Genomic DNA, 21,108 nt, shown 5'->3' on the forward strand with positions numbered 1-21,108 from the left:
GAGCACCACCATGCTGACCCGTCGTCATACCTTTACGCTCGCCGCCGCCGGCCTCGCCGCGACGCTCGCCGCTCCGGCCTTCGCACAGGACTGGAAGGCGAAGTATCCCGAGCTGGTCTTCGCCATCATCCCGTCCGAGAACGCCTCGGGCGTCGTCGAGCGCTACACCCCCTTCGTGAACTATCTCGCCAAGGAACTCGGCACCAAGGTGACGCTGCGCATCGCCAACGACTATGCCGCGATCATCGAAGGCCAGCGCGCCGGCAACATCCATATCGGCATGTACGGCCCCGCTTCCTTCGCCCGCGCGCTGATGACCGGCGCCAAGATCGACGCCTTCGCGATCGAGACCAACATCGACGGCACCAAGGGCTATTACTCGGTCTTCTACGTGAAGAAGGACTCGCCCTATCAGAAGATCGAGGACCTCAAGGGCAAGCATCTCGGCCTCGTCGATCCGAACTCGACCTCCGGCAACAATGTCCCGCGCTTCGCGCTCGACGGCATGAAGATCGAGCCGGAGACCTTCTTCGGCAAGGTCGTCTACACCGGCAGCCACGAGAACGCGGTGATCGCGCTCGGCCAGGGCACCGTCGACGTCGCCGCCAACTGGTGGAACGACGAGCAGGAGTCGAACCTGCTGCGCATGGACCGCAAGAAGATGGTCAAGGCGGAGGATTTCCGCATCATCTACAAGTCCGAGCAGATCGTGAACTCGCCGATGGCCTATCTCACCGACCTGCCGGACGGGCTCAAGGCCTCGATCCGCGACGCGGTCCTCAACCTCGCCACCAAGGACAAGGCCGCCTTCGACAAGATCTATGAAGGCAAGCAGGGCCCGCTCGTCGCCGTCGACAACAAGTCCTACGACCCGATCATCGAGCTGAACAAGTTCGTCGACGCGCTGCGCAAGAAGAAGTCCTCGTAAGTCTCCGCCTTCGTCATGCTCGGGCTTGACCCGAGCATCTCCTGATCGAGATTCCCGGGTCTGCGCTTCGCTCCGCCCGGGAATGACGCCCTGTCCGGGGCCGGCTTCAGCCGGCCTCGCGACGCGATGGAAGCGCCCCCATGACACTCGCGATCGACTGCAACGATCCCGCCATCGCCGCCCATGCCGAGCTCTATCGGCGTGAAATGGCGGCGAAGCGGCTCCAGACCCTGCTCGGCGCCGCGATCTTCATCGCCTGCGTCGCCCTCGCCGCGATCGGCTCCGAGGTCGACCTTGCGAAGTTCGCCGCCAATGCCTGGCGGTTCCCGAAATACATCCTCGAGACCATGCCGACGCTGCGCTTGGCGACGCTCAGTGCCGATCTCAAGGAATGGTACTGGGGCATCAATGGCTGGCTGAAGCTGCTCTGGCAGACCCTGCTGATCGCGTATGTCGGCACCGTGCTCGGCGCCGTCGGCGGCTTCCTGCTCTGCTTCACCGCCGCCAGCAATCTCGGCCGCTCGCCCTGGCTGCGCTGGGCGACGCGCCGCTATCTCGAATTCTGCCGCACCGTCCCTGAGATCGTTTTCGCGCTGATCTTCGTCATCGCCTTCGGGCTGGGACCGCTGCCCGGCGTGCTCGCCATCGCCATCCACACCATGGGCGCGATGGGCAAGCTCTTTTCCGAAGTGGTCGAGAACATCGACATGAAGCCGGTCGACGGCCTGACCGCGACCGGCGCGAGCTGGTGGCAGACCATCCGCTTTGCGGTGGTGCCGCAGGTGCTGTCCAACTTCGCCAGCTACGCGCTGCTGCGCTTCGAGATCAATGTCCGCGGCGCCTCGATCATGGGCTTCGTCGGCGCCGGCGGCATCGGCCAGGACCTGATCGAGGCGATCCGCAAATTCTACTTCACCGATGTCAGCGCCATCCTCTTGCTGATCATCGTCACGGTGATGCTGATCGACTACGGCACCGAGCGGCTGCGCCATGCGCTGCTGAGCCTGGAGCACGGACGATGAGCCTGGCCCTTTCCGCCCCTGATCGCGCCGCGCTGATCGCCCGCCACAAGGCCGCGATCAACGGCTCGCTGAAGACCAAGCTGATGACCATCGCCGTCGTCGGCGCTCTCGTCGGGCTGTTCATCTACGGGCTGACGACGCTCGAGACTTCGCTCTGGAAGATCATCGCCGGCTTTTCCAATCTCGGCACCTTCGTGGTGCTGATGCTGCCGCCCGATCCGGGCTCGTTCGCCCGCGCGATCATCTTCGTCAAGGCACTGTTCGAGACCATCGCCATCGCCTTCCTCGGCACGATCCTGGCGGCGATCATCGCCTTCCCGCTCGGTTTCCTCGCCGCCAAGAACGTCGTCGCCAACCGTGTCGTCCATTTCCTGGCGCGCCGCTCGATGGACACGGTGCGCGGCGTCGATGCCCTGATCTGGGCGCTGATCTGGGTCAATGTCGTCGGTCTTGGCCCCTTTGCCGGCATGCTCGCGATCATGACCAGCGATCTCGGCGCCTTTGGCAAGCTGTTCTCCGAGGCGATCGAATCCGCCGATCGCAAGCCGGTCGAGGGCGTCACCTCGGTCGGTGGCGGCAAGCTCCACGAGATCCGCTTCGGCCTGATTCCGCAGGTGCTGCCGGTGATCGCCAGTCAAGTGCTCTATTATATCGAGTCGAACACCCGCTCCTCGACCATTATCGGCATCGTCGGCGCCGGCGGCATCGGTCTCTACCTCGCCGAGACGATCCGCACGCTCGAATGGCAGCAGGTCTCGTTCCTGATCCTGCTGGTTCTGGCGGCGGTGACCGCAATCGACTTCCTCTCGAGCAAGTTGCGCTTCGCCATCATCGGCAAGCGGGCCGTCTGAGCCCTTCACGCGTCATGGCCGGCGTGAACGTCCGGCCATGACGCGACACTGCGCTGGCCTCGCCTTGTTCCGAGCTATGTGCGGTTTCGCATAATCTCTAGGCCGAATCGCACATCGTTATGCAATAACGCACAGTCTATCTCATCGGCACCCGCACTTCGGAGCAAGCCGATGACCTTGATCGACCTCTACACCTACCAGACCCCGAACGGCCACAAGGCCTCGATCATGCTCGAGGAAACCGGCCTGCCCTATGCCGTCACCCTCATCGACATCGAGACCGGCGAGCAGCACCGGCCGAGCTTCCTGGCGCTCAATCCGAACAACAAGATCCCGGTCATCGTCGATCATGACAACGACCGGACCGTCTTCGAATCCGGCGCGATCCTGCTCTATCTCGCGCAGCGTTCCGGCGTGCTGCAGCCGAATGGCCCGCTGGCCCTGAGCAAGACGCTGCAGTGGAGCTTCTTCCAGGCCGCGCATGTCGGACCGATGATCGGCCAGCTCTGGCATTTCAAGGTCTTCGCCAAGGAGCAGCTGCCCTATGCGATCGAGCGCTACGAGCGCGAGACCGCCCGCATCCTTGGTGTCCTCGACGGCGAGCTGGCGCTGCGGCCCTATCTGGTCGAGGCCAGCTACGGCATCGCCGACATCATGGTCTGGCCCTGGATCGACGCGCTGCCCAAGCTCGGCGTGAGCCTGACCGACACCCCTCATTTGCAGCGCTGGCACGAGACGATCGCTGCCCGCCCAGCGGTGCAGCGTGGCCTCGCCGTGCCGGCGCTCGAACACGTCGACGCCTGATCGCGCCCAGCTCGACAGGACCCTTCATCATGGAAACCGTCTTCATCCCCCTCTCCCTTGCCGCCGGCGGCCTGCTGGCGGTGCAGGCCGGCGCCAACGCGCAATTGTCGAAGGCGACCGGCAGCCCCTTCGCCGCGACGACGATCCAGGTCGTCCTCGCCGCCATCCTCTTGCTGATCGTCGCGATCGCGACCGGCACGAGCGCCGCCTTCGGCGGGCTCATCGCCGTGCCGTGGTGGCACGCGATCGGCGGCGTCGCGACGGCGCTCTATGTCGCTTCGACCATCCTGGTCTTCCCGCGCCTCGGCGCGGTCGTCGCGGTCGGCCTGTTCATCGCCGGCCAGATGCTGGCCTCTCTCGGGCTCGACAGCTTCGGTGCACTCGGCGTTGCCCAGCAGACGCCCAGCCCTGCGACCCTGCTTGGCACGGCAGCCGTGCTGGTGGGCGTGATCGCGATCGTCTTCGGCCAGAAGGGCGCGACCAGGGAGCTCTCCGGCTCCAAGCTCGGCTGGATGCTGCTCGCCCTCATTGCCGGCGCGGTGCTGCCTGCCCAGGGCGCGATCAACGGCCTGCTGCGGCAGGATCTCGGCGCGCCCTTCGTCGTCGGCACGATCAGCTTCGTCGTCGCGACCCTGTCGATGATCGCGGTGCTGCTGGTGACGCTGCTGCTGATGGACGGCGCCAGGCCGCAGCTCGGAGGCCTGAAGACCATGCCCTGGTGGGGCTGGATCGGTGCGGCCTGCGGCGCGACCTATGTCACAACGGTGTTCACCGCGATCCCGGCAATCGGCACCGCCGCGACCGTCGGCCTGACCGTCGCCGGCCAGCAGATCGTCTCGCTCTTCGTCGATCGCCATGGCTGGTTCCGCCTGCCCCAGCGCGAGATTTCGGCCCTGCGTTTCGCCGGCGTCGCGATCCTTTTGATCGGCGTCGCCGCGATCAAGAGCTTCTGAACTTTGCCCGCCTCCCGCTTTTTCGGAGACATCCCATGTCTTGGTTGCTGCTCACGGGAGCCGGACTGCTCGAGATCGTCTGGGCGATCGCGCTGAAGCAGGCCGGCGGCTTCACGCGGCTGTGGCCGAGCCTGATCGGCATCGTCTCGGCCGTCATCAGCTTCATCATGCTGTCGCTGGCGCTGAAGCAACTGCCTGTCGGCACCGCCTATGCGGTCTGGGTCGGCATCGGGGCGCTCGGCGTCGCCATTGTCGGCATCCTCGCCCTCGGCGAGAGCGCCTCGCCGGCGCGCCTTGGCTTGCTCGCGCTGATCCTGATCGGCGTCATCGGCCTCAAACTGGTCGAGGCCTGAGCCTTTCAGGCGGCGGGCGCACCCTCACCCTCCAGCAAGGCGCGGCGCTTCCTGAAGGCGCCATAGGCGAAATCGGTGAAGGCGCGGACCCGTGCCGCGGCGCGCAGATCCTCATGGGTCAGGATCCACAAAGCCGTCTCCATCTCCGGGATCGGCCGGCGCACGCAAGTGAGGGCCGGCACGCTGTCGCCGAGATAGCAGGGCAGCGCCACCAGCCCGAGGCCGGCCACCGCCGCCTGCTGCATCGCCAATAGCGAATCGGCCCTGAGCACGATCTCGCTCTTGCCCAGTTTCGCCTGCATCCAGCGCGCCACCGAAGTGCCGGCGAGCGTGTCGTCAGTCCCGATCCAGCGATGCGCGGCAAGATCGGCGTGATCGTGCCGCGCCAGATAGCTCGGGGCGGCGTAGATCGCGAAGGCGATCCTGCCGACCCGGCGCCCGACCAGCGTCACCGGCGGATTGTCCGCGGTCCGCAGCGCGACATCGGCATCGCGCTTGGTCAGGTTGAACATCAGGTTTGAGACGGCGACCTCGAGGGCGATGCCGGGATGGGCCGCGCCGAACTCGGCGAGGATCTCCGGCAGGATCGAGCCCATCAGCGTGTCGGTCGCGGTGATCCGGAGCGTGCCGGAGAGGCGCAGGTCCTGGCCCGCGATCCTGCGTTCAAGCTCGCTGACCGTGCCGGAGATGCTGCGCGCCGCGGCGACGAGCTCCTCGCCGCCGGCCGTCAGCACATAGCCGGTCGGCAGGCGCTCGAACAAACGCAGGCCCAATTGCTGCTCGAAAGCGGCGATACGCCGGAGCACGGTCGAATGGTTGACGCGCAATTGCCGCGCCGCGCCGGCGAGCGAGCCGGCCTCGGCGACGGCGAGGACATAGCGCAGGTCATCCCATTCGAGCGCGGCCATGAGCCCCCTCGCAAGGCGCTAAGCGTCAGGCGACGCCGAGTGCCAACAGGTCATGGACATGGACGAGGCCGACCGGCTTGCCATCCGCATCGGCGACGATCAGCGCGGTGACGCGCAGCCGGTTGACCAGCTCCAGCGCCTCGGCGGTGAGCGCATCCGGCGCGATCCGGCGCGGCTCCCTCGTCATCACGTCGCGCGCCAACCGCCCGCCCCAGCCGGTGCCGAGCTTGCGGCGCAGATCGCCATCGGTGACCACGCCGGTGAGCTTGCCGTCGGCATCGATGACAATGGCGCAGCCGAAGCCCTTGGCGGTGATCATCGCGACGACATCGGCCATCGCCGCAGTCTCGCCGACGACCGGCAGGCGCTCGCCAGAATGCATGATGGTCGCGACCGTCTTGAGCTGCGCGCCGAGCTTGCCGCCGGGATGGTAGACGTAGAAGTCCTGGCGCGAGAATCCCCGCGCCTCGAGCAGTGCGACCGCAAGCGCATCGCCAAGCGCCATCTGCATCGTCGTCGAGGTCGTCGGCGCGAGCCCGTTCGGGCAGGCCTCCTCGGCCTTGGGCAGGACGAGCGCGATATCGGCCTCGCGCCCGAGCGCACTGTCACGATTGGCGGTGATGGCTATCAGCCCGACCCGGAAGCGCCGGGTATAGCCGACGATCGCAGAGAGCTCGGCCGCCTCGCCCGACCAGGACAGGGCAACGACGACGTCCTCGGGCTGGACCATGCCGAGATCGCCATGACTGGCCTCGGCCGGATGGACAAAATACGAGGGCGTGCCGGTCGAGGCGAGCGTCGCCACGATCTTCCTGGCGACATGGCCGGATTTGCCCATGCCGGTGACGATCACCCGGCCAGAGGCGGCTCGGATCATCTCGACGGCGGCGGTGAAGGGCTCGGCGAGGCCATTGCCGATGGCCTCGTGCAAGGCGTCGAGCCCGGCGCGCTCGGTGGCGATGGTACGGAGGGCGGAGGCGCTGATGGTCGCGGTCATGGAGCGCGCCTCTAGCACGAGGCAGGCCCGCCTGACCACCGGTGGAGCTGCGTTGACGCAGCATTAACCCTCTTCGTTCTAACTCCATTAACCATGCGCGCCCTCCCGGCGCGGATGAGCCTTTGCCTCGCCGGAGCACCGTCGCGCCCGTGTCCCGTTTCGTCCAGATCTGCTGGCTGGCAGGCGTCGCAGGCTGCTGCGGCGTCGCCGGACTAACGGCCTGGCCAGAGCAGGCCTTCGCGCAGATGCAGCCCGCTGCCATGCCCACGCGCCCGCGCACGCCAGCCTTGCGGACCGGCACGCCCGATTATGTCGCGCAAAGGCAGAATTCCGCCTCGAACAACGTATCAACCCTGCCGGAGGCCGCCGGCGAATCGATCGCCCCGCCCCCTGCCCGCTCCAGCGCGATCTCGCGCACGCAGCCCGCACGCGCCAGCCAGCCCATCCAGTCCTCGCGCCTGCGCGGCGTCACCCAGCGCGATATCCGCGCCCCGCAACCGACGATAACTGCGCTGCCGCCGCCGCTTCCGCCTGCGCCCGAACCGCGCAAGCGCAAGCGGCCGGAGGAAGACCCTTACGCGCCGCTCGGCCTGCGCCTCGGCAACGTCATCCTGCGCCCGGCGATCACCGGTTCGGTCGGCTATGACAGCAACCCCGGACGCGTCGCCGGGCCGAGCAAGGGCTCGCTGTTCACCCGCAGCGAGGGCGAGCTCGGCATCCAGTCCGACTGGAACGTGCACGAGCTCACCGGCATGCTGCGCGGCGGCTACAGCCGCTATTACCGCGACGACAGCGCCTCGCGCCCGGATGCGGCGGGCAACATGTCCTTGCGTCTCGATGCGACGCGCGACACCCGCATCCTGCTGGAATCGCGGCTGCAACTCGATACGCAGCGCCCGGGCTCGCCCGACCTCTCGGCTGCCGTGCAGGGCCGGCCGATCACCTGGGCCTATGGCGCCGCGGCCGGCGTAACCCATGACTTCAACCGCCTGCAGCTGACACTGCGCGGCGCGGTTGACCGGCAGGACTACGAGGATGCCGATCTGAGCAATGGCCGCAAGCTCAGCCAGGCCGACCGCAACCAGACGCAATACGGCCTGCGCCTGCGCGCGGCCTATGAGGTGACGCCCGGCTTCAAGCCCTTCGTCCAGGCCGAGATCGACACCCGCCAGTTCGACGAGAAGGTCGATTCCAACGGCTATATGCGCTCCTCCGACGGCTATACCGCCCGCCTCGGCTCGAGCTTCGAGATCAGCCGCATGCTGACCGGCGAGGTCTCGGGCGGCTATCAGGACCGCAAATACGAGGATGGGCGCCTCAAGAACCTTCGCGGCTTCGTTGGCGATGCCGCGATCCTGTGGACGCCGACGCCGCTGACCACGGTGACGTCGCGCGGCACCGCCGAGCTCGGCGACACCACCATCGCCGGCTCCAGCGGCACCACGGCACGGCGCGTCAATCTCGAAGTCGCGCATGCGCTGCGCCGAAACCTGACGGTCACAGGCTTCGCCAGCTATGGCCGCACCGAATATGATGGCCAGGACCTTCGCGAGGACCTGTCGACCATCGGCGCCAGGATCGAATACAAGCTGACCCGGACCTTCTCGGTCCGCGCCAGCTTCACCCATGAGCGCCTGAACTCGACCAATCCCGGCTCGGACTACACCGCGAATGTCGCGCAGGTCGGCCTCCGGATGCAGTTCTAAGCGCCTGTTTGAAAACTCAGCCCTCATCCTGGCCCGCGATATCGGCGTCTCGAAGGATGGTCCGGGTGTCTCTGGAGCCTCCCGGAGCATCCTTCGAGACGCCATTTCTGTCGAAATGGCTCCTCAGGATGAGGGCTGTGGGAGTTTCCAAACAGGCTCTAAGGGCTCAGCGCATCAGCCCTCGTATTTCTCCAGGAAGGCCTCGACCGGCAGCGCCCGAAAGTCGTCGAGCGCGGCGCGCAAGCCAGTGTGCTCCCAATCCCACCAGGCCAGCGCCTTCAGCCGCTCGGCGATATCCTCGGGGAAGCGGCGACGGACGATGCGAGCCGGGTTGCCGGCGACGATGGTGTAATCCGGCACGTCCTTCGTCACCACCGCGCCGCCAGCGATCACAGCGCCGGTGCCCACATTGCGCCCGGCGAGCACGATCGCGCCATGGCCGATCCAGACATCGTCGCCGATCACAACCGGTGTCGAGCGGCGCCAGTCGAAGAAGGCGGCATCGTCCTCAGCATCCTCGAAATAGGCGCTGGCGCGATAGGTGAAGTGCGCCTGGCTCGCCCGCTGCATCGGATGGTTGCCGGGATTGACGCGGGTAAGCGCCGCGATCGAACAGAATTTGCCGATCGTCGTGTAGATGATGTTGGAATCGTTCACGACATAGGAATAGTCGCCGAGCGTCGACTCCACGAAGGCGGTGCGGGCGCCAATCTCGGTATAGCGGCCGAGCACGGCGTCGCGGACATTCGCGGTCGGGTCGATCACGGGCTCGAGCCCGAGCTTCTTGCCTGCCATGACGGGCTTCCTTGCGGGATGGTCAGCCGAGCGGGATGTTGTCGAGCAGCACGAAGCGGCTGCTGCGGCTCTGCTGTTTGAAGATGGCAACACGGTCGATGAGCACGGGGCCGGCCGGCAGCGCCTGCGCATGGGCCTTAATCAACGCCGCCTTGACCGGAGCGACCTCACCGTCCGGCAGCGAGCCGGTCAGCGTCATGTGGAAGCGGAAGGCGTCGTCGACATAAGGATAGCCATACGCTTCGAGATAGGCGCGATGCGCCGGCGTCAGCGGGCTCTGCAGACGCCGCTGCAGGTCAACCGGCGAGAGCGGCGCCCGGAACGGCTCGAAGGCCTGGACGATGTCGAAGGCGAAGCGCTGCAGCGCCTCGCTCGGCTCGGAGGGGGTGAGAGCAATAAAGCGACCGAGCGCATTGACTGAGAGCCCGGCAAGCCGGACCGGCGATCGTCCAGCGACATAATTGCGCGCGAAGGCGCGCAGCGCGCCCTCGTTGCGGCCATTGGCGAGCTCGAACGGCGCCTTCAGCGTAGCGTGGAAGCCATAGCGGCGCGGCTCGGCGGTGACATCCGGCCAATCGAGCGCCTCGCAACCCGGCGGGACGGCGAAGTCGATGTCCGCGCCGGTGACGGCATCATAGCCCAGCGTCGCGCTGCCGAAGCGCCAGAGGGCGCTGTCGGCAGTGGGGGCGTAGTAGAGCGCGTAGCGCGGCGCGACCTCAATCATGCTGCACTCAGAAGGCCCGGCGTCCCTGCGACCAGACGGTGGCGATCACCGGTGTCGCGCCCAGCGGACGGAAGCGCACGATATCGGCGCGCAGTCCGGGCTTGAGATGGCCCCGATCCCTGAGGCCGAGGATGTCTGCGACCTTCCAGGTGACCTTGGCCATCGCCGCCGGCAGGGCGATGCCGTGCTTGTCGTTGAGCTTGAGCACGGCCTGCAGCAGGCTCGCCGGGACATAGTCGGAGGAGAGACCGTCGAGCAGGTCCTTCTCGGCCAGTTCGGCGACCGAGACGCCGCCGGAATGCGAGCCGCCGCGGACGACGTTGGGCGCACCGGCGATGGTGGCGAGGCCGCGCTGCTTGGCCGCCTCGGCAGCCTCGACCGTGGTCGGGAACTCCGAGATCACCGCGCCCGAGGCGATGCCGGCCTCGACATGCTCGACCGTGGTGTCGTCATGGGTCGCGATCGGGATGCCGCGCGCCTGGAACATCTCGACCACGGCGCTCCAGTTGCGGCCGACATTGGCCTGGCCCTCGCGCTGGCGGACGGTGACGTCCTCCTCGAACTCGGATTCGGTCTTGCCGTTGCCGAGCGCATAGGTGCGCAGGTGCGCGATGTCGCGCCATTGCCGCTGGCCGGGCGTATGGTCCATCAGCGAGACCAACTGGACGAGGGCATCGTCCTGATAGGGCTCGATATCCCTGAGCAGGTCGGGGCTGGTCAGTTCGCAGCGCATATGGATGCGGTGGTCGATGCGGAAGACGCCCTCGGCGGTGCCGAGCCGGAGCGCATCCATCACATCGGCGAAGATGTCCTTGCGGTAGTCCTTGGCCGAGAAAGGCGTGCCGGCGCAGATCGCGTCATAGACGGTGGTGACGCCGGCGGCGGCCATCTGCGCATCATGGACGAGAGCTGCCGCGAGCCCGTTCGGCCAGAAGACCTTCGGGCGCGGCATGAAATGCTTTTCCATGTTGTCGGTGTGCATCTCGACGAGGCCGGGCGCGACATAGTCGCCCTGGACGTCGATCGCTTCCGGCAGAGAGGATTTGCCCTGGTCTACCGAGCGGATGCCGCTCTCGTCGAAGGCGATCGTCCCGGTGACGACCTCGTCCTCGAGGATCAGGCGGGCATTGGTCAGGATGGTGGACATCAGGCGGCCTTCCGGAAATCGGTGATGTCGAGATAGCGGGTCGCGACAGCCTCTCGCACGGCCTCGTCATGGAAGATACCGACGATGGCGGAGCCCTGCTCGCGCGCCTCGGCGATCAGCTTGACCACGACATTGCGGTTGTTGGCGTCGAGCGAGGCCGTCGGCTCGTCGATCAGCATGATCGGCGAGGGATCGACGAAGGAGCGGGCGATGTTGACGCGCTGCTGCTCGCCGCCGGAGAAGGTCGCAGGCGCGAGGTCCCAGAGCCGCTGCGGCAGGTTGAGGCGCGCCAGCATGGTCTTGGCGCGCTCGCTCGCTTCCTCGGGCGAGGCGCCGCGAGCGAGCAGCGGATCGCGGACGATATCGAGCGCCGAGACGCGCGGGATGACGCGCAGGAACTGCGAGACGAAGCCGAGCGTGCGGCGGCGGATGTCGAGCACTGTGCGCGGCACCGCCGAGACGATGTCGATGGGGCGGCCGGCATGGGTGATGGCGATGGTGCCGGAGGTCGGCCGGTAATTGCCGTATAGGATGCGCAGCAGACTCGACTTGCCGGCGCCCGAGGCACCGGCCAAGACCAGGGCCTCGCCGGCTGCGACCGCAAAGTTGACGTTGTCGAACACCGGCAGGCGCACGCCGCCCTGATTGTGCAGGGTGAATTCCTTCGCGACGTTCTCGACGTGAATCATCGTGGTCATGGTGTCAGTGCCTTGTGCCGGCGCGGTGACGAGGATGTGACGGCGCTCATACGGTGAGCACCGCCGAAGTCAGCAATTGCGTGTAGGCGTGCTGGGGATCGTCGAGGACCTGGTCGGTCAGGCCCTGCTCGACGACGCGGCCATCCTTCATCACCATCAACCGGTCGGTGAGCAGGCGGGCGACGGCGAGGTCATGGGTGACGATGATCGCGGCGAGGCCGAGATCGCGCACCAGCACGCGCAGCAGGTCAAGCAGGCGGGCCTGGACGGAGACGTCGAGGCCGCCGGTCGGCTCGTCCATGAAGACGAGCTTCGGTTCGGAGACCAGCACGCGGGCGATCTGCAGGCGCTGCTGCATGCCGCCGGAGAACTGGCGCGGCCGGTCGTCGATGCGGTTTCCGGCGATTTCGACGCGCTGCAGCCAGTCGAGCGCGGTTTCGCGGATTTTTCCGTAATGGCGGGCGCCATTGTCCATCAGCCGCTCGCCGACATTGCCGCCGGCCGAGACGTCCATGCGCAGGCCGTCGCGCGGGTTCTGGTGGACGATGCCCCAGGCGGTGCGCATCAGCCGGCGCCGCTCCTGCTCGGCGACCGAATAGATGTCGAGCGGTTCGGCTCCGCCACGGAACAGAACCTCGCCCTCGTCAGGCTTGTCGATGCCGGCGAGACAGCGCAGCAAGGTCGACTTGCCCGAGCCGGATTCGCCGACGATCCCCAGCACCTCGCCCGGCCAGAGGTCGAAGGAGACATCGGCGCAGCCGATGCGCTCGCCATAGAAGCGGCTGACATTGGCGACGGAGAGCAAGGGCTCGGGATCGAGCGTCAATTGCTGCGGATTGACCTGCATGTTCATGGCTTATCCTCGACCAGATGCAGCGCCGAGGCGTCGGCGAGCATCGCGCCGCGATGGCCCTCGGCCCGCCGCGTCTCGCAATGATGGCTGTCGGAGCAGACGAACATCCGCCCGCCCTGGTCGTCGATCACGACCTCGTCGAGATAGGAATCGGCCGCGCCGCAGAGGGCGCAGGGCTGCTCCCAGCTCTGGATCCGGAAGGGGTGATCCTCGAAATCGAGGCTGCGTACGCTGGTGTGCGGCGGCACGGCATAGATGCGCTTCTCGCGGCCGGCGCCGAAGAGCTGCAGCGCAGGCGACATCTGCATCTTCGGATTGTCGAATTTCGGGATCGGCGAGGGCGCCATGACATAGCGGCCATTGACCATGACCGGGTAGTCATAGGTCGTCGTCACCTCGCCGAAGCGGGCGATGTTCTCGTAGAGCTTGACCTGCATTAGCCCGTATTCGGCCCAGGCGTGCATTTTGCGCGTCTCGGCCTCGTGCGGCTCGAGCTTCCTGAGCGGCTCGGGCTGCGGCACCTGATAGACCATGATCTGCCCGCTTTTCAGCGGCGCCTCGGGGATGCGGTGGCGGGTCTGGATGATCGTCGCCTCGTCCGTCGCCTCGGTCGTCCTGGCGTCGGCTGTGCGTTCGAAGAAGCGGCGGATCGAGACAGCATTGGTGGTGTCGTCGGCGCCCTGGTCGATGACTTTCAGCGTATCGTCGGGGCCGATGATCGCGGCGGTGACCTGGATGCCGCCGGTGCCCCAGCCGCGGGCGAGCGGCATCTCGCGCGAGCCGAAGGGTACCTGGTAGCCCGGCACGGCGACGGCCTTGAGCAGCGCGCGGCGGATCATCCGCTTGGTCTGCTCGTCGAGATAGGCGTAGTTGTAAGCCGGCTTGGCGTCGTCGCTGATGCTCTGGTGCACGGTCATTCCGCGGCCTCCGGCAGGGCTTGGTTCGCTTGATCGGCGAGACGCTCCTGGCGTTCCTGCCGCTCCTTTCGGATGCGGCGGATCAATTCGAGCTCGCCTTGGAAATCGACATAGTGCGGCAGCTTGAGGTGCTCGACGAAGCCGGCCGCCTCGACATTGTCTGAGTGGTAGAGGACGAACTCGTCCTGCTGGGCCGGATAGGTCGCCGCCTCGCCGAACTCGCGCGCCTTCAGCGCCCGGTCGACCAGCGACATCGACATCGCCTTGCGCTCGCTATGGCCGAAGGAGAGCCCATAACCGCGCGTGAACTGCGGCGGCACCTCCTTGGAGCCGGCGAACTGGTTGACCATCTGGCATTCGGTCAGGGTGATCTCGCCGAGATCGACGGCAAAGCCGAGTTCTTCCGGTACGAACTCGACCGCGACCTCGCCGACGCGAACCTCGCCGACGAAGGGGTGGCTGTTGCCGAAGCCGCGTTGCACGGAATAGCCGAGGCCGAGCATGAAGCCCTCGTCGCCGCGCGCCATCGCCTGCAGCCGGACATCGCGCTCGGCTGGGAAGGTGACGGGCTCGCGGGTCAGGTCGAAGGGCCGCGGATCGCCTTCGGGGGGCGTTTCCTCTTCCATCAACCCCTCGGCGCCGAGGATATCGGGCACGCGCGGCATGAAGGCGTCGAGGGGTTTCACGTCATGCTCGGGCTTGACCCGAGCATCTCCTGCCGTGTTTGCGCTGGAGGCGCCCTCTTGTCCTGAGATGGTCGGGTCAAGCCCGACCATGACGTCCGGGGAATCCATCAGCGAAAAATCGAAGAGCCGGTGGGTGTAGTCATAGGTCGGACCGAGCACCTGGCCGCCGGGCAGGTCCTTGTAGGTTGCCGAGACGCGGCGGCGGATCGCCATCTTGGCCGTGTCGAGCGGCTCGGACGAGCCGAAGCGCGGCAGCGTCGTGCGATAGGCCCGCATCAGGAAGGCGGCCTCGATCGCATCGCCCTGAGCCTGCTTCAGTGCCAGCGCCGCGAGATCGGGATCGTAGAGCGAGCCTTCGTTCATCACGCGAGCGCAGGCCAAACCCATCTGCTCACGGATCTGCGCGACAGCGAGCTCCGGTACGCCCTCGTCGCCGCGGCGCGCCTCGGCAACGAGATCATGGGTGGCGAGGATGGCGGCTTCGCCGCCCTTGACCGCGACATACATCAGTAAAGCTCCCGGCGGGGCATCAGCGGGCCCCCACGATTTGGGTCGAGCGCGGCAGGCCAAGCGCCTGCGTGCCATGGACCAGCAGCAGGTCGATGCCGAGCGGATAGAGCGTGGCGTTGCCCTCGACCTCGGCCCAGAAGCCGGGGCGCAGCCCGGCAGGAGCGATCGTCCGATGGCCGGCGATGCCGGGACCTTCGAGCGTGACGGCCTCGCCGCCTTCGAGCCCGCCGCATTGGACGAGCACCGTGGTCGAGCGATCGGGGAACTGGTCGTCACCGGCGTTGAAGGAGGCGAGCTTCGGTTCGCTTGCAGCGCCGTCGATCACGGCGAAGGCGGCTCGAGAGGGTTCCTCGACCAGCGCGGCGCCGCAATGGAAGCGCAGCCAGGCGCCGGCGGGGCCGTCGCGCAGGGCGACCGGCAGCCAGATCGGCGTTTCATAATCGGCGAGCGTCAGCAGCGCGACCGCCGTTGCGGGTTCGAGCCCGGTCGGGGCTTCGATCGCATCGCCAAGATCGCGGGCAAGGCCAGGCTCCGAGAGCGCTGCCAGCAAAGCGCGGAATGCGCCTTGCGACTGGAAAACCGGGTCGGAGAAGCCGGCATGGATCTGGTTGCCGTCCTGCATCGTCACGCTCCCCTGACCAGGGTGAAGAAGTCGACCTTGGTCGCCGCCGCCTTGCGTGAGGCGAGGTCGCGGGCGGCCTGCTGCTTCTGCGCCAAGGCAAAGACACCGCGCCGCAGCGGGCCGGTCTCGATTTCGCCCTGGAGAAGCGCGTCGGTGATCGCCGCCAGCCGCGCCTTCCGGCCGTCGCGGCCGAGAGCATAGGAGAAGCCCATCGCGCCGCCTTCGAGCCGGACCACGCAACGCGTCACCGTGGCCTCGCCGAGATTGAAGCGGCGGCCGGCGCCGCCGGCGCGACCTTCGACCATGACGGTGCCGGTCTCGGGCGCCTTGAGCAGTTCATGCGTCGGCAACGGGCCGCCTTGCTGCAGCAAAGCGTCGATCTCGCCTTGCGTGGCACGGGCCAGGACTGCCATCCAATGCTGGCGTGTCGCGATTTCCGTCATGCCGTGTCGGCCTCTCGCCAAGCGCTAATGTCTAGACTATAATAAGTCCGCCGTTGGAAAAGGTCTATACATTTTGGATGAAATTTTGATGACGGCCGGCCTGCCTGACAATCAGGGTGGCGATGGCGGCACGGCATGGCGGCGGATCGCCGACGCGCTCGCGGCCTCGATCGAGCAGGGCGAATACGAGCCTGGCGATACGCTGCCGGCCTCGGTCGCTTTGGCCGAGCGCTATGGCGTGCACCGGCACACGGTGCGCCAGGCCTTCCGGCATCTGGCCGAACGCGGACTGGTGACGGTCTCACGGGGCCGTGGCACGCAGGTGACGGCGCCGCGCTTCCCCTACAAGCTCGGCCGCCGGGTCAGCATGCGCACCAATTTCGGTGCGGCCGGCATCGCCGTCTCAGGCGCGGTGCTGGCCTCGGAGATCGTCGCTGGCGAGGCGGAGCATTGCGCGGTGCTCGGCTTGCCTGCGGGCACGCCGCTCTGGGCGATCGAGACCCTGAGCCGAGCCGGCGGCACACCTGTCGGCACCGGCATTCACTATCTCAGCGTCGAGCGCTTTCCGCGTTTCGACGAGATTCTGACGGAAGCCGGATCATCGATCACCGCCGCCTTCAAAGCCTGCGGGATCGCCGACTATGTCCGGCGCTCGACGCGGCTGGCGGCGCGGCTGGCGAGCGAGCGCGAGGCGGCGCTGCTCAAGATCGAGCCCGGCGCGGCGGTGCTGACCTCGGATGCGATCGATGCGCTGCCGGACCTGACGCCGATCCACATCGTCAACAGCGTCTTCGCCGGCGAGCGGATGGAGATGGTGGTCGAGCCCTTCGGGGATTAAAGCCCCGTTCGCCGAGATCGCTCGGCTCAGCCGCGCTCGTAGAGCAGGCGGGCACGGATGGTGCCGTCCAGCGCCCGGATCTCCTCGATGATCTCGCGCGCGATCTCGCCGACCGGATCGGCTTCCATCACGACATAGCCGATCTCGCCGTCGGTCTGGAAATTCTGGGCGGCGATGTTGATGTTGCGGCTGGCGAAGACGTCGTTGAGGCGACGCAGCATGCCGGGCGCATTGCGCTGGACCTGGATGAAGCGGGTGCCGGTCGGGCGCGCCGGCAGCTGGACTTGCGGGAAATTGACCGCGCCGACGGTCGAGCCGACATCGGAATAATCCACCAGCTTGCGCGCCACCTCGGCGCCGATGCGCTCCTGCGCTTCTTCGGTCGAGCCACCGATATGCGGGGTCAGGATGACATTGGGCAGGCCCTGCAGCGGGGTGACGAAGCGCTCGCTGTTGGAGGCCGGCTCCTTCGGGAAGACGTCAACGGCGGCGCCAGCGAGATGGCCGGTCCGCAGCGCCTCGGCGAGCGCATCGAGGTCGACCACGGTGCCGCGCGAATTGTTGATGAGGTAGGCGCCCTTGCGCATCGCCGCGATCTCGGCCTTGCCGATCATGTTGTGCGTGGCGGGTGTTTCCGGCACGTGCAGCGAGACGACGTCGCTGTTCGCGAGCAGGGCTTTCAGGCTCTCGACCGGCTCGGTGTTGCCGTGGCGCAGGCGATCGGTGTGATCGTAGTAGATCACCCGCATGCCCATCGCCTCGGCGATGTTGGAAAGCTGGCTGCCGATATTGCCGTAGCCGACGATGCCGAGCACCTTGCCGCGCACTTCGAAGGAGGCGTTGGCGGACTTGTCCCAGCCGCCGTCATGCGCCGAGCGCGAGCGGTCGGGAATCCGGCGCAGCAGCATGACGATCTCGCCGATGGTCAGTTCGGCGACGCTGCGGGTGTTGGAGAAGGGCGCGTTGAAGACCGGAACGCCGCGCAGGCGCGCCGCGTCGAGATCAACCTGGTTGGTGCCGACCGAGAAGCAGCCGACGGCGAAAAGGCGCTTGGCGGCGGAAAAGACCGGCTCGGTCAGCTGGGTGCGCGAGCGGATGCCGAGGATGTGGGTCTTCTCGATGGCTTCGACGAGCTGGGCCTCGTCAAGTGCCTTCGGCAGGCGGGTCAGGTTGGTGTAGCCGGCCTGCTGCAAAGCGGCGACGGCGGAATCGTTGATGCCTTCGAGCAGCAGGACGCGGAGACGGTCCTTCGGGAAGGAAAGCCGGTCGGTGGGGAGGTTCATGGCGCGCTCGGTGGTCCCAGCGATGCGCCCGCTCGCCTGGTCGGGCGGAAGGGCGCCGGAGCGCCCGCTATAGACCTGTTGTCGCAGTGCACAACCGTAAAGTTGTCGCGCCTGCCTCCCGCTATCCGCTTACAGCGCGCAGCGGCACGACATCTCCCGGCGGGACCGGCGTCAGGTGCTGCTGCGGCAGCAGGAAAGGCTGGCCGGCCGGCGGCAAACGGCTGAAGGAGAGCGAGACGCGGAAGACACCGCGCAGGAGATTGTCGTCGAGGATCGTTGCGGGCTCGCCCTGAGCGACGATCGCGCCTTCGTGCATCACCACTAGCCTGTCGGCATAGGTCACAGCGAGGTTGAGGTCGTGCAGCACGACCAGCACGGCCGCTCCTTCAGCGGCGATGGTGCGGGCTGCGTCGAGCAGCGAGAGCTGGTGGCAGAGATCGAGGCTGGCGATCGGCTCGTCGAGGAAGAGGATCTGGCGCTGCGCGACGCTGCGGCCGGCCTCGAGCTGGCAGAGCGCCCTGGCGAACTGCACGCGCTGCTGTTCGCCGCCGGACAGGGTCTGGTATTGACGCCCAGCGAGGCCGATCACGCCGGCGGTCTCCAGCGCCTGGGCGATGATCTGCTCCTTGCGGGCACGCGGCTGCGCGCGGCCGACGCCTTCGAGCCCGAGCCTTGCGACCTCGTAGACGCTGAACGGGAAGGCGAGGCGCTGGTTCTGCACCATCACGACGCGGCGGCAGGCGAGCTCCCAGGCCGGGATCTGCGGCAAGGCCGCGCCGTCCATGCGGACGGAGCCCTGCGAGGGCGTAAGCTCGCCGGTGAGGAGCTTCAGCAGAGTCGACTTGCCGGCGCCGTTGGGGCCGACGACGATCGTGGTGGCGCCCTCTTCGAGTGCGAGCGAGGCGCCGCGCACCAACGTGCTGCTGCGCACCGAAAAGCTGAGATCGTCCGCTTCGAGGATCGCGGCCATGGCTAGAGCTCCGCGATCCGGCCGCGGCGCAGCAGCAGCCAGAGGAAGAAGGGCGCGCCGATGAAGGCGGTGACGATGCCGATCGGCAGTTCGGCCGGCACGACGACGAGGCGAGCGACGATGTCGGCGCCGACCAGCAGGGCGGCGCCGCCGATCGCCGAGAGCGGCAGCAGCAGGCGGTGATCGGGCCCGATCGAGAGCCTGATCAGATGCGGCACGACGATGCCGACGAAACCGATCACGCCAGCCGAGGCGACGCTGGCGCCGACCGCGAGCGCGACGAGCAGGATCGCGAGCGCCTTGATGCGCTGAACGGGGATGCCGAGATGATAGGCCTCGGCCTCGCCGAGCATCAGCGCGTTGAGCCCACGCGCCAGCAACGGCACGGCGAGGAGCAGCGGCAGCACGATCGGCGCCACCACCGAGAGCTTGGTCCAGCTCGCGCCGCCGAGGCTGCCGAGCGACCAGAAGGTCAGGTCGCGCAATTGCCGATCATCGGAGATGAAGGCGAGCAGGCCGGTGAGCGAGCCGGCGAGCGCGCCGAGCGCAACGCCGGCGAGCAGCATGGTCGCGACCGAGGTTCGGCCCTGGCGCGTCGCGATCAGGTAGAGCGCCAGCGTCGAGACCAGGCCGCCGAAGAAGGCGCCGAAGGGCAGCAACGCGAAGGGCAGCTTCATCGCGAAATTCGCAAGGAAAAAGCGGTCGCCGAGCACGATTGTGGCGGCGGCGGCGAGGCCGGCGCCGGCCGAGACGCCGACGAGGCCGGGATCAGCCAGCGGATTGCGGAACAGCCCCTGCATCAGCGCGCCGGAGATGGCGAGCGCCGCCCCGACCAGCGCGCCAAGCAGCAGGCGCGGCATGCGGATGTTGAGCACGACCAGCGCCTCGCGGCTGTCGAGCAGTTCAACCTGGCCGAAGCCGAGCTTCGCCATCAGGATGTCGGCAACGCGGCCGGGCGCGATCGCAAAAGCCCCTGCTCCCAGCGACAGCAGCATCAGCAGCAGGCAGAAGCCGACCAGCGCCGCGACCGCGATGATGCCCTTGCGCCGTCGCCCCTCGGCGAGAACGGCCAGCGCCGCGGCGCCCGCACTCGGCGTCTGCTTCACGGCGAGCGTCATTTGGCGGCGGAGAGCTGGGCGACCTTGGCCTCGGGATAGAGTTCGGCCATCAGGTCGCGCGCCGCGTTCGGCGTGCGCGGACCGAAGCCGAGCAGATAGAGCCCATCCATGCGGATCAGCGATTTCTGCTTTGCCGCGGGGGTCTGCGAGAAGGCCGGCATGGCGAAGAGCTCGTCGGGCGTCGCATTGTGGGCGCTGCTGAAGCGCATCATCAGCACGACGTCAGGCGCCGCCGTGATGATCGCCTCGTCGGTCATCGGCTTGAAGCCTTCGACAGCGCTCGCGGCATTGACGCCGCCGGCGAGCGCGATGATCGCATCGGCCGTGGTGGTCCTGCCGCCGACCATGGTGCGCCCGTTCTGCAGCGAGAGCACGAACAGGACGCGCTTCTGCTTCGGCAGACCCGTGCGCAGCTTGTCGAGCTCGTCAAAACGCGTCTTCACGCTCGCGGCGAGCTGCTGCGCCGGCGCGGCGCTGCCAGCGGCCTTGCCGATCGCGGCGATTTTCGAAACGACGGCCTCCGGCGTCAGCGCCTCCGGGATCATCGTGATCGGCGTGCCGGATTCCTTGAGCAGAGCCAGCGCATCGGGCGGACCTGCGCCCTCGACGGCGATGACCTGCGAGGGCTTGAGCGAGAGCACGCCCTCGGCCGAGAGAGCCCGGACATAGCCGACGCTCGTCTTGTCCTTCTGCGCTTCGGGCGGCCACTGGCTGGTGGTGTCGACGCCGACGATCCTGTCCTGCAGGCCGAGCGCGTAGAGCACCTCGGTGACGACGCCGCCGGCCGCGACGATGCGGTCGGTGGCCTGAGCCTGGGCGGTGGCGATGAAGCTGCCGGAGCGAAGATCACCCGCGAAGCCGAGGGCGGCCAGCGCGGAGAGGGCGATGGCAGCGCTGAACTCGCGGCCTAGGCGCTTGGCCTTGAGACCCGCAAGCGGAGTGGACGAAGGCGCTGGCAGGGTGCCCATGATCGATCTCGTGC

The 21,108-nt window shown here is 67.4% G+C and carries 23 protein-coding genes; 8 read left to right on the forward strand and 15 right to left on the reverse strand.

Annotated features, from left to right (window positions below; all coding sequences use genetic code 11):
* Nucleotides 1-10 precede the first annotated feature (10 nt).
* From phnD to ASE66_RS05375, 6 genes are all read left to right on the forward strand, one after another.
* Nucleotides 11-928, forward strand: coding sequence for a phosphonate ABC transporter substrate-binding protein (phnD, locus tag ASE66_RS05350; RefSeq protein WP_057188488.1), 918 nt, complete (start codon nucleotides 11-13; stop codon nucleotides 926-928).
* A 140-nt stretch (nucleotides 929-1,068) separates the two neighbouring features.
* Nucleotides 1,069-1,950 carry a phosphonate ABC transporter, permease protein PhnE gene (phnE, locus tag ASE66_RS05355; RefSeq protein ID WP_057188489.1) on the forward strand — a complete coding sequence of 294 codons (882 nt, stop codon included), beginning with the start codon at nucleotides 1,069-1,071 and terminating at the stop codon, nucleotides 1,948-1,950.
* Nucleotides 1,947-2,801: a phosphonate ABC transporter, permease protein PhnE gene (phnE, locus tag ASE66_RS05360; RefSeq protein ID WP_057188490.1), complete on the forward strand. Its 855-nt coding sequence runs from the start codon at nucleotides 1,947-1,949 to the stop codon at nucleotides 2,799-2,801. Before phnE (ASE66_RS05355) ends, phnE (ASE66_RS05360) begins: the two co-directional genes overlap by 4 nt.
* Nucleotides 2,802-2,972: 171 nt before the next feature.
* Entirely contained in the window at nucleotides 2,973-3,605 is a 633-nt protein-coding gene (locus ASE66_RS05365) for a glutathione S-transferase family protein (protein WP_200964542.1), read from the forward strand.
* Between the two features lie 29 nt (nucleotides 3,606-3,634).
* Nucleotides 3,635-4,558 (forward strand): DMT family transporter, encoded by a 924-nt coding sequence (locus tag ASE66_RS05370; RefSeq protein ID WP_057188491.1) that lies wholly within the window; start codon nucleotides 3,635-3,637, stop codon nucleotides 4,556-4,558.
* Between the two features lie 35 nt (nucleotides 4,559-4,593).
* The gene (locus ASE66_RS05375) at nucleotides 4,594-4,911 is read left to right on the forward strand and encodes a DMT family transporter (RefSeq protein WP_057188492.1); all 318 of its coding nucleotides are present in this window, start codon (nucleotides 4,594-4,596) and stop codon (nucleotides 4,909-4,911) included.
* 5 nt (nucleotides 4,912-4,916) lie between these two features.
* Here the strand turns inward: ASE66_RS05375 and ASE66_RS05380 are convergent, their stop codons facing one another.
* The gene (locus ASE66_RS05380) at nucleotides 4,917-5,819 is read right to left on the reverse strand and encodes a LysR family transcriptional regulator (protein ID WP_082613209.1); all 903 of its coding nucleotides are present in this window, start codon (nucleotides 5,817-5,819) and stop codon (nucleotides 4,917-4,919) included.
* A gap of 25 nt (nucleotides 5,820-5,844) precedes the next feature.
* Entirely contained in the window at nucleotides 5,845-6,816 is a 972-nt protein-coding gene (locus ASE66_RS05385) for a KpsF/GutQ family sugar-phosphate isomerase (RefSeq protein ID WP_057188493.1), read from the reverse strand.
* A 149-nt stretch (nucleotides 6,817-6,965) separates the two neighbouring features.
* Here ASE66_RS05385 and ASE66_RS05390 point away from each other — a divergent pair, with 149 nt between their 5' ends.
* Nucleotides 6,966-8,522 (forward strand): outer membrane beta-barrel protein, encoded by a 1,557-nt coding sequence (locus ASE66_RS05390; RefSeq protein WP_057188494.1) that lies wholly within the window; start codon nucleotides 6,966-6,968, stop codon nucleotides 8,520-8,522.
* Between the two features lie 174 nt (nucleotides 8,523-8,696).
* Here the strand turns inward: ASE66_RS05390 and ASE66_RS05395 are convergent, their stop codons facing one another.
* From ASE66_RS05395 to phnG, 9 genes are read right to left on the reverse strand one after another with little or no spacing between them, the layout of a single operon-like run.
* Nucleotides 8,697-9,317: a chloramphenicol acetyltransferase gene (locus tag ASE66_RS05395; protein ID WP_057188495.1), complete on the reverse strand. Its 621-nt coding sequence runs from the start codon at nucleotides 9,315-9,317 to the stop codon at nucleotides 8,697-8,699.
* Between the two features lie 22 nt (nucleotides 9,318-9,339).
* Nucleotides 9,340-10,041 carry a DUF1045 domain-containing protein gene (locus tag ASE66_RS05400; protein ID WP_057188496.1) on the reverse strand — a complete coding sequence of 234 codons (702 nt, stop codon included), beginning with the start codon at nucleotides 10,039-10,041 and terminating at the stop codon, nucleotides 9,340-9,342.
* A gap of 7 nt (nucleotides 10,042-10,048) precedes the next feature.
* Nucleotides 10,049-11,188: an alpha-D-ribose 1-methylphosphonate 5-triphosphate diphosphatase gene (locus tag ASE66_RS05405; RefSeq protein ID WP_057188497.1), complete on the reverse strand. Its 1,140-nt coding sequence runs from the start codon at nucleotides 11,186-11,188 to the stop codon at nucleotides 10,049-10,051.
* Nucleotides 11,188-11,886, reverse strand: coding sequence for a phosphonate C-P lyase system protein PhnL (phnL, locus tag ASE66_RS05410; RefSeq protein WP_057188498.1), 699 nt, complete (start codon nucleotides 11,884-11,886; stop codon nucleotides 11,188-11,190). Before phnL ends, ASE66_RS05405 begins: the two co-directional genes overlap by 1 nt.
* A gap of 46 nt (nucleotides 11,887-11,932) precedes the next feature.
* The gene (gene phnK / locus ASE66_RS05415) at nucleotides 11,933-12,739 is read right to left on the reverse strand and encodes a phosphonate C-P lyase system protein PhnK (RefSeq protein ID WP_082613210.1); all 807 of its coding nucleotides are present in this window, start codon (nucleotides 12,737-12,739) and stop codon (nucleotides 11,933-11,935) included.
* Nucleotides 12,736-13,656, reverse strand: a complete 921-nt coding sequence (locus ASE66_RS05420; protein ID WP_162262445.1) for an alpha-D-ribose 1-methylphosphonate 5-phosphate C-P-lyase PhnJ — start codon at nucleotides 13,654-13,656, stop codon at nucleotides 12,736-12,738. Before ASE66_RS05420 ends, phnK begins: the two co-directional genes overlap by 4 nt.
* Nucleotides 13,653-14,849 (reverse strand): carbon-phosphorus lyase complex subunit PhnI, encoded by a 1,197-nt coding sequence (locus tag ASE66_RS05425; RefSeq protein WP_057188499.1) that lies wholly within the window; start codon nucleotides 14,847-14,849, stop codon nucleotides 13,653-13,655. The genes ASE66_RS05420 and ASE66_RS05425 overlap by 4 nt, the downstream gene beginning before the upstream one ends.
* A 22-nt stretch (nucleotides 14,850-14,871) precedes the next feature.
* Complete coding sequence (gene phnH, locus ASE66_RS05430; protein ID WP_057188500.1) at nucleotides 14,872-15,474, reverse strand: phosphonate C-P lyase system protein PhnH; 603 nt, start codon at nucleotides 15,472-15,474, stop codon at nucleotides 14,872-14,874.
* A gap of 2 nt (nucleotides 15,475-15,476) precedes the next feature.
* On the reverse strand, nucleotides 15,477-15,917 hold the full coding sequence (gene phnG, locus ASE66_RS05435; protein ID WP_057188501.1) for a phosphonate C-P lyase system protein PhnG: 441 nt from the start codon (nucleotides 15,915-15,917) through the stop codon (nucleotides 15,477-15,479).
* A gap of 88 nt (nucleotides 15,918-16,005) precedes the next feature.
* Here phnG and phnF point away from each other — a divergent pair, with 88 nt between their 5' ends.
* Nucleotides 16,006-16,755 (forward strand): phosphonate metabolism transcriptional regulator PhnF, encoded by a 750-nt coding sequence (gene phnF / locus ASE66_RS05440; protein WP_057188502.1) that lies wholly within the window; start codon nucleotides 16,006-16,008, stop codon nucleotides 16,753-16,755.
* Nucleotides 16,756-16,781: 26 nt separating this feature from the next.
* Here the strand turns inward: phnF and serA are convergent, their stop codons facing one another.
* From serA to ASE66_RS05460, 4 genes are all read right to left on the reverse strand, one after another.
* The gene (gene serA, locus ASE66_RS05445; protein WP_057188503.1) at nucleotides 16,782-18,038 is read right to left on the reverse strand and encodes a phosphoglycerate dehydrogenase; all 1,257 of its coding nucleotides are present in this window, start codon (nucleotides 18,036-18,038) and stop codon (nucleotides 16,782-16,784) included.
* Nucleotides 18,039-18,159: 121 nt separating this feature from the next.
* Nucleotides 18,160-19,008: a heme ABC transporter ATP-binding protein gene (locus tag ASE66_RS05450; protein WP_057188504.1), complete on the reverse strand. Its 849-nt coding sequence runs from the start codon at nucleotides 19,006-19,008 to the stop codon at nucleotides 18,160-18,162.
* A 2-nt stretch (nucleotides 19,009-19,010) separates the two neighbouring features.
* Nucleotides 19,011-20,126, reverse strand: coding sequence for a FecCD family ABC transporter permease (locus tag ASE66_RS05455; protein WP_057188505.1), 1,116 nt, complete (start codon nucleotides 20,124-20,126; stop codon nucleotides 19,011-19,013).
* Complete coding sequence (locus ASE66_RS05460) at nucleotides 20,123-21,094, reverse strand: heme/hemin ABC transporter substrate-binding protein (RefSeq protein ID WP_082613211.1); 972 nt, start codon at nucleotides 21,092-21,094, stop codon at nucleotides 20,123-20,125. Before ASE66_RS05460 ends, ASE66_RS05455 begins: the two co-directional genes overlap by 4 nt.
* Between the last annotated feature and the right edge of the window lie 14 nt (nucleotides 21,095-21,108).

The sequence above is a fragment of the Allobosea sp. Root483D1 genome, from assembly GCF_001429505.1.
Taxonomy (GTDB): domain Bacteria; phylum Pseudomonadota; class Alphaproteobacteria; order Rhizobiales; family Beijerinckiaceae; genus Allobosea.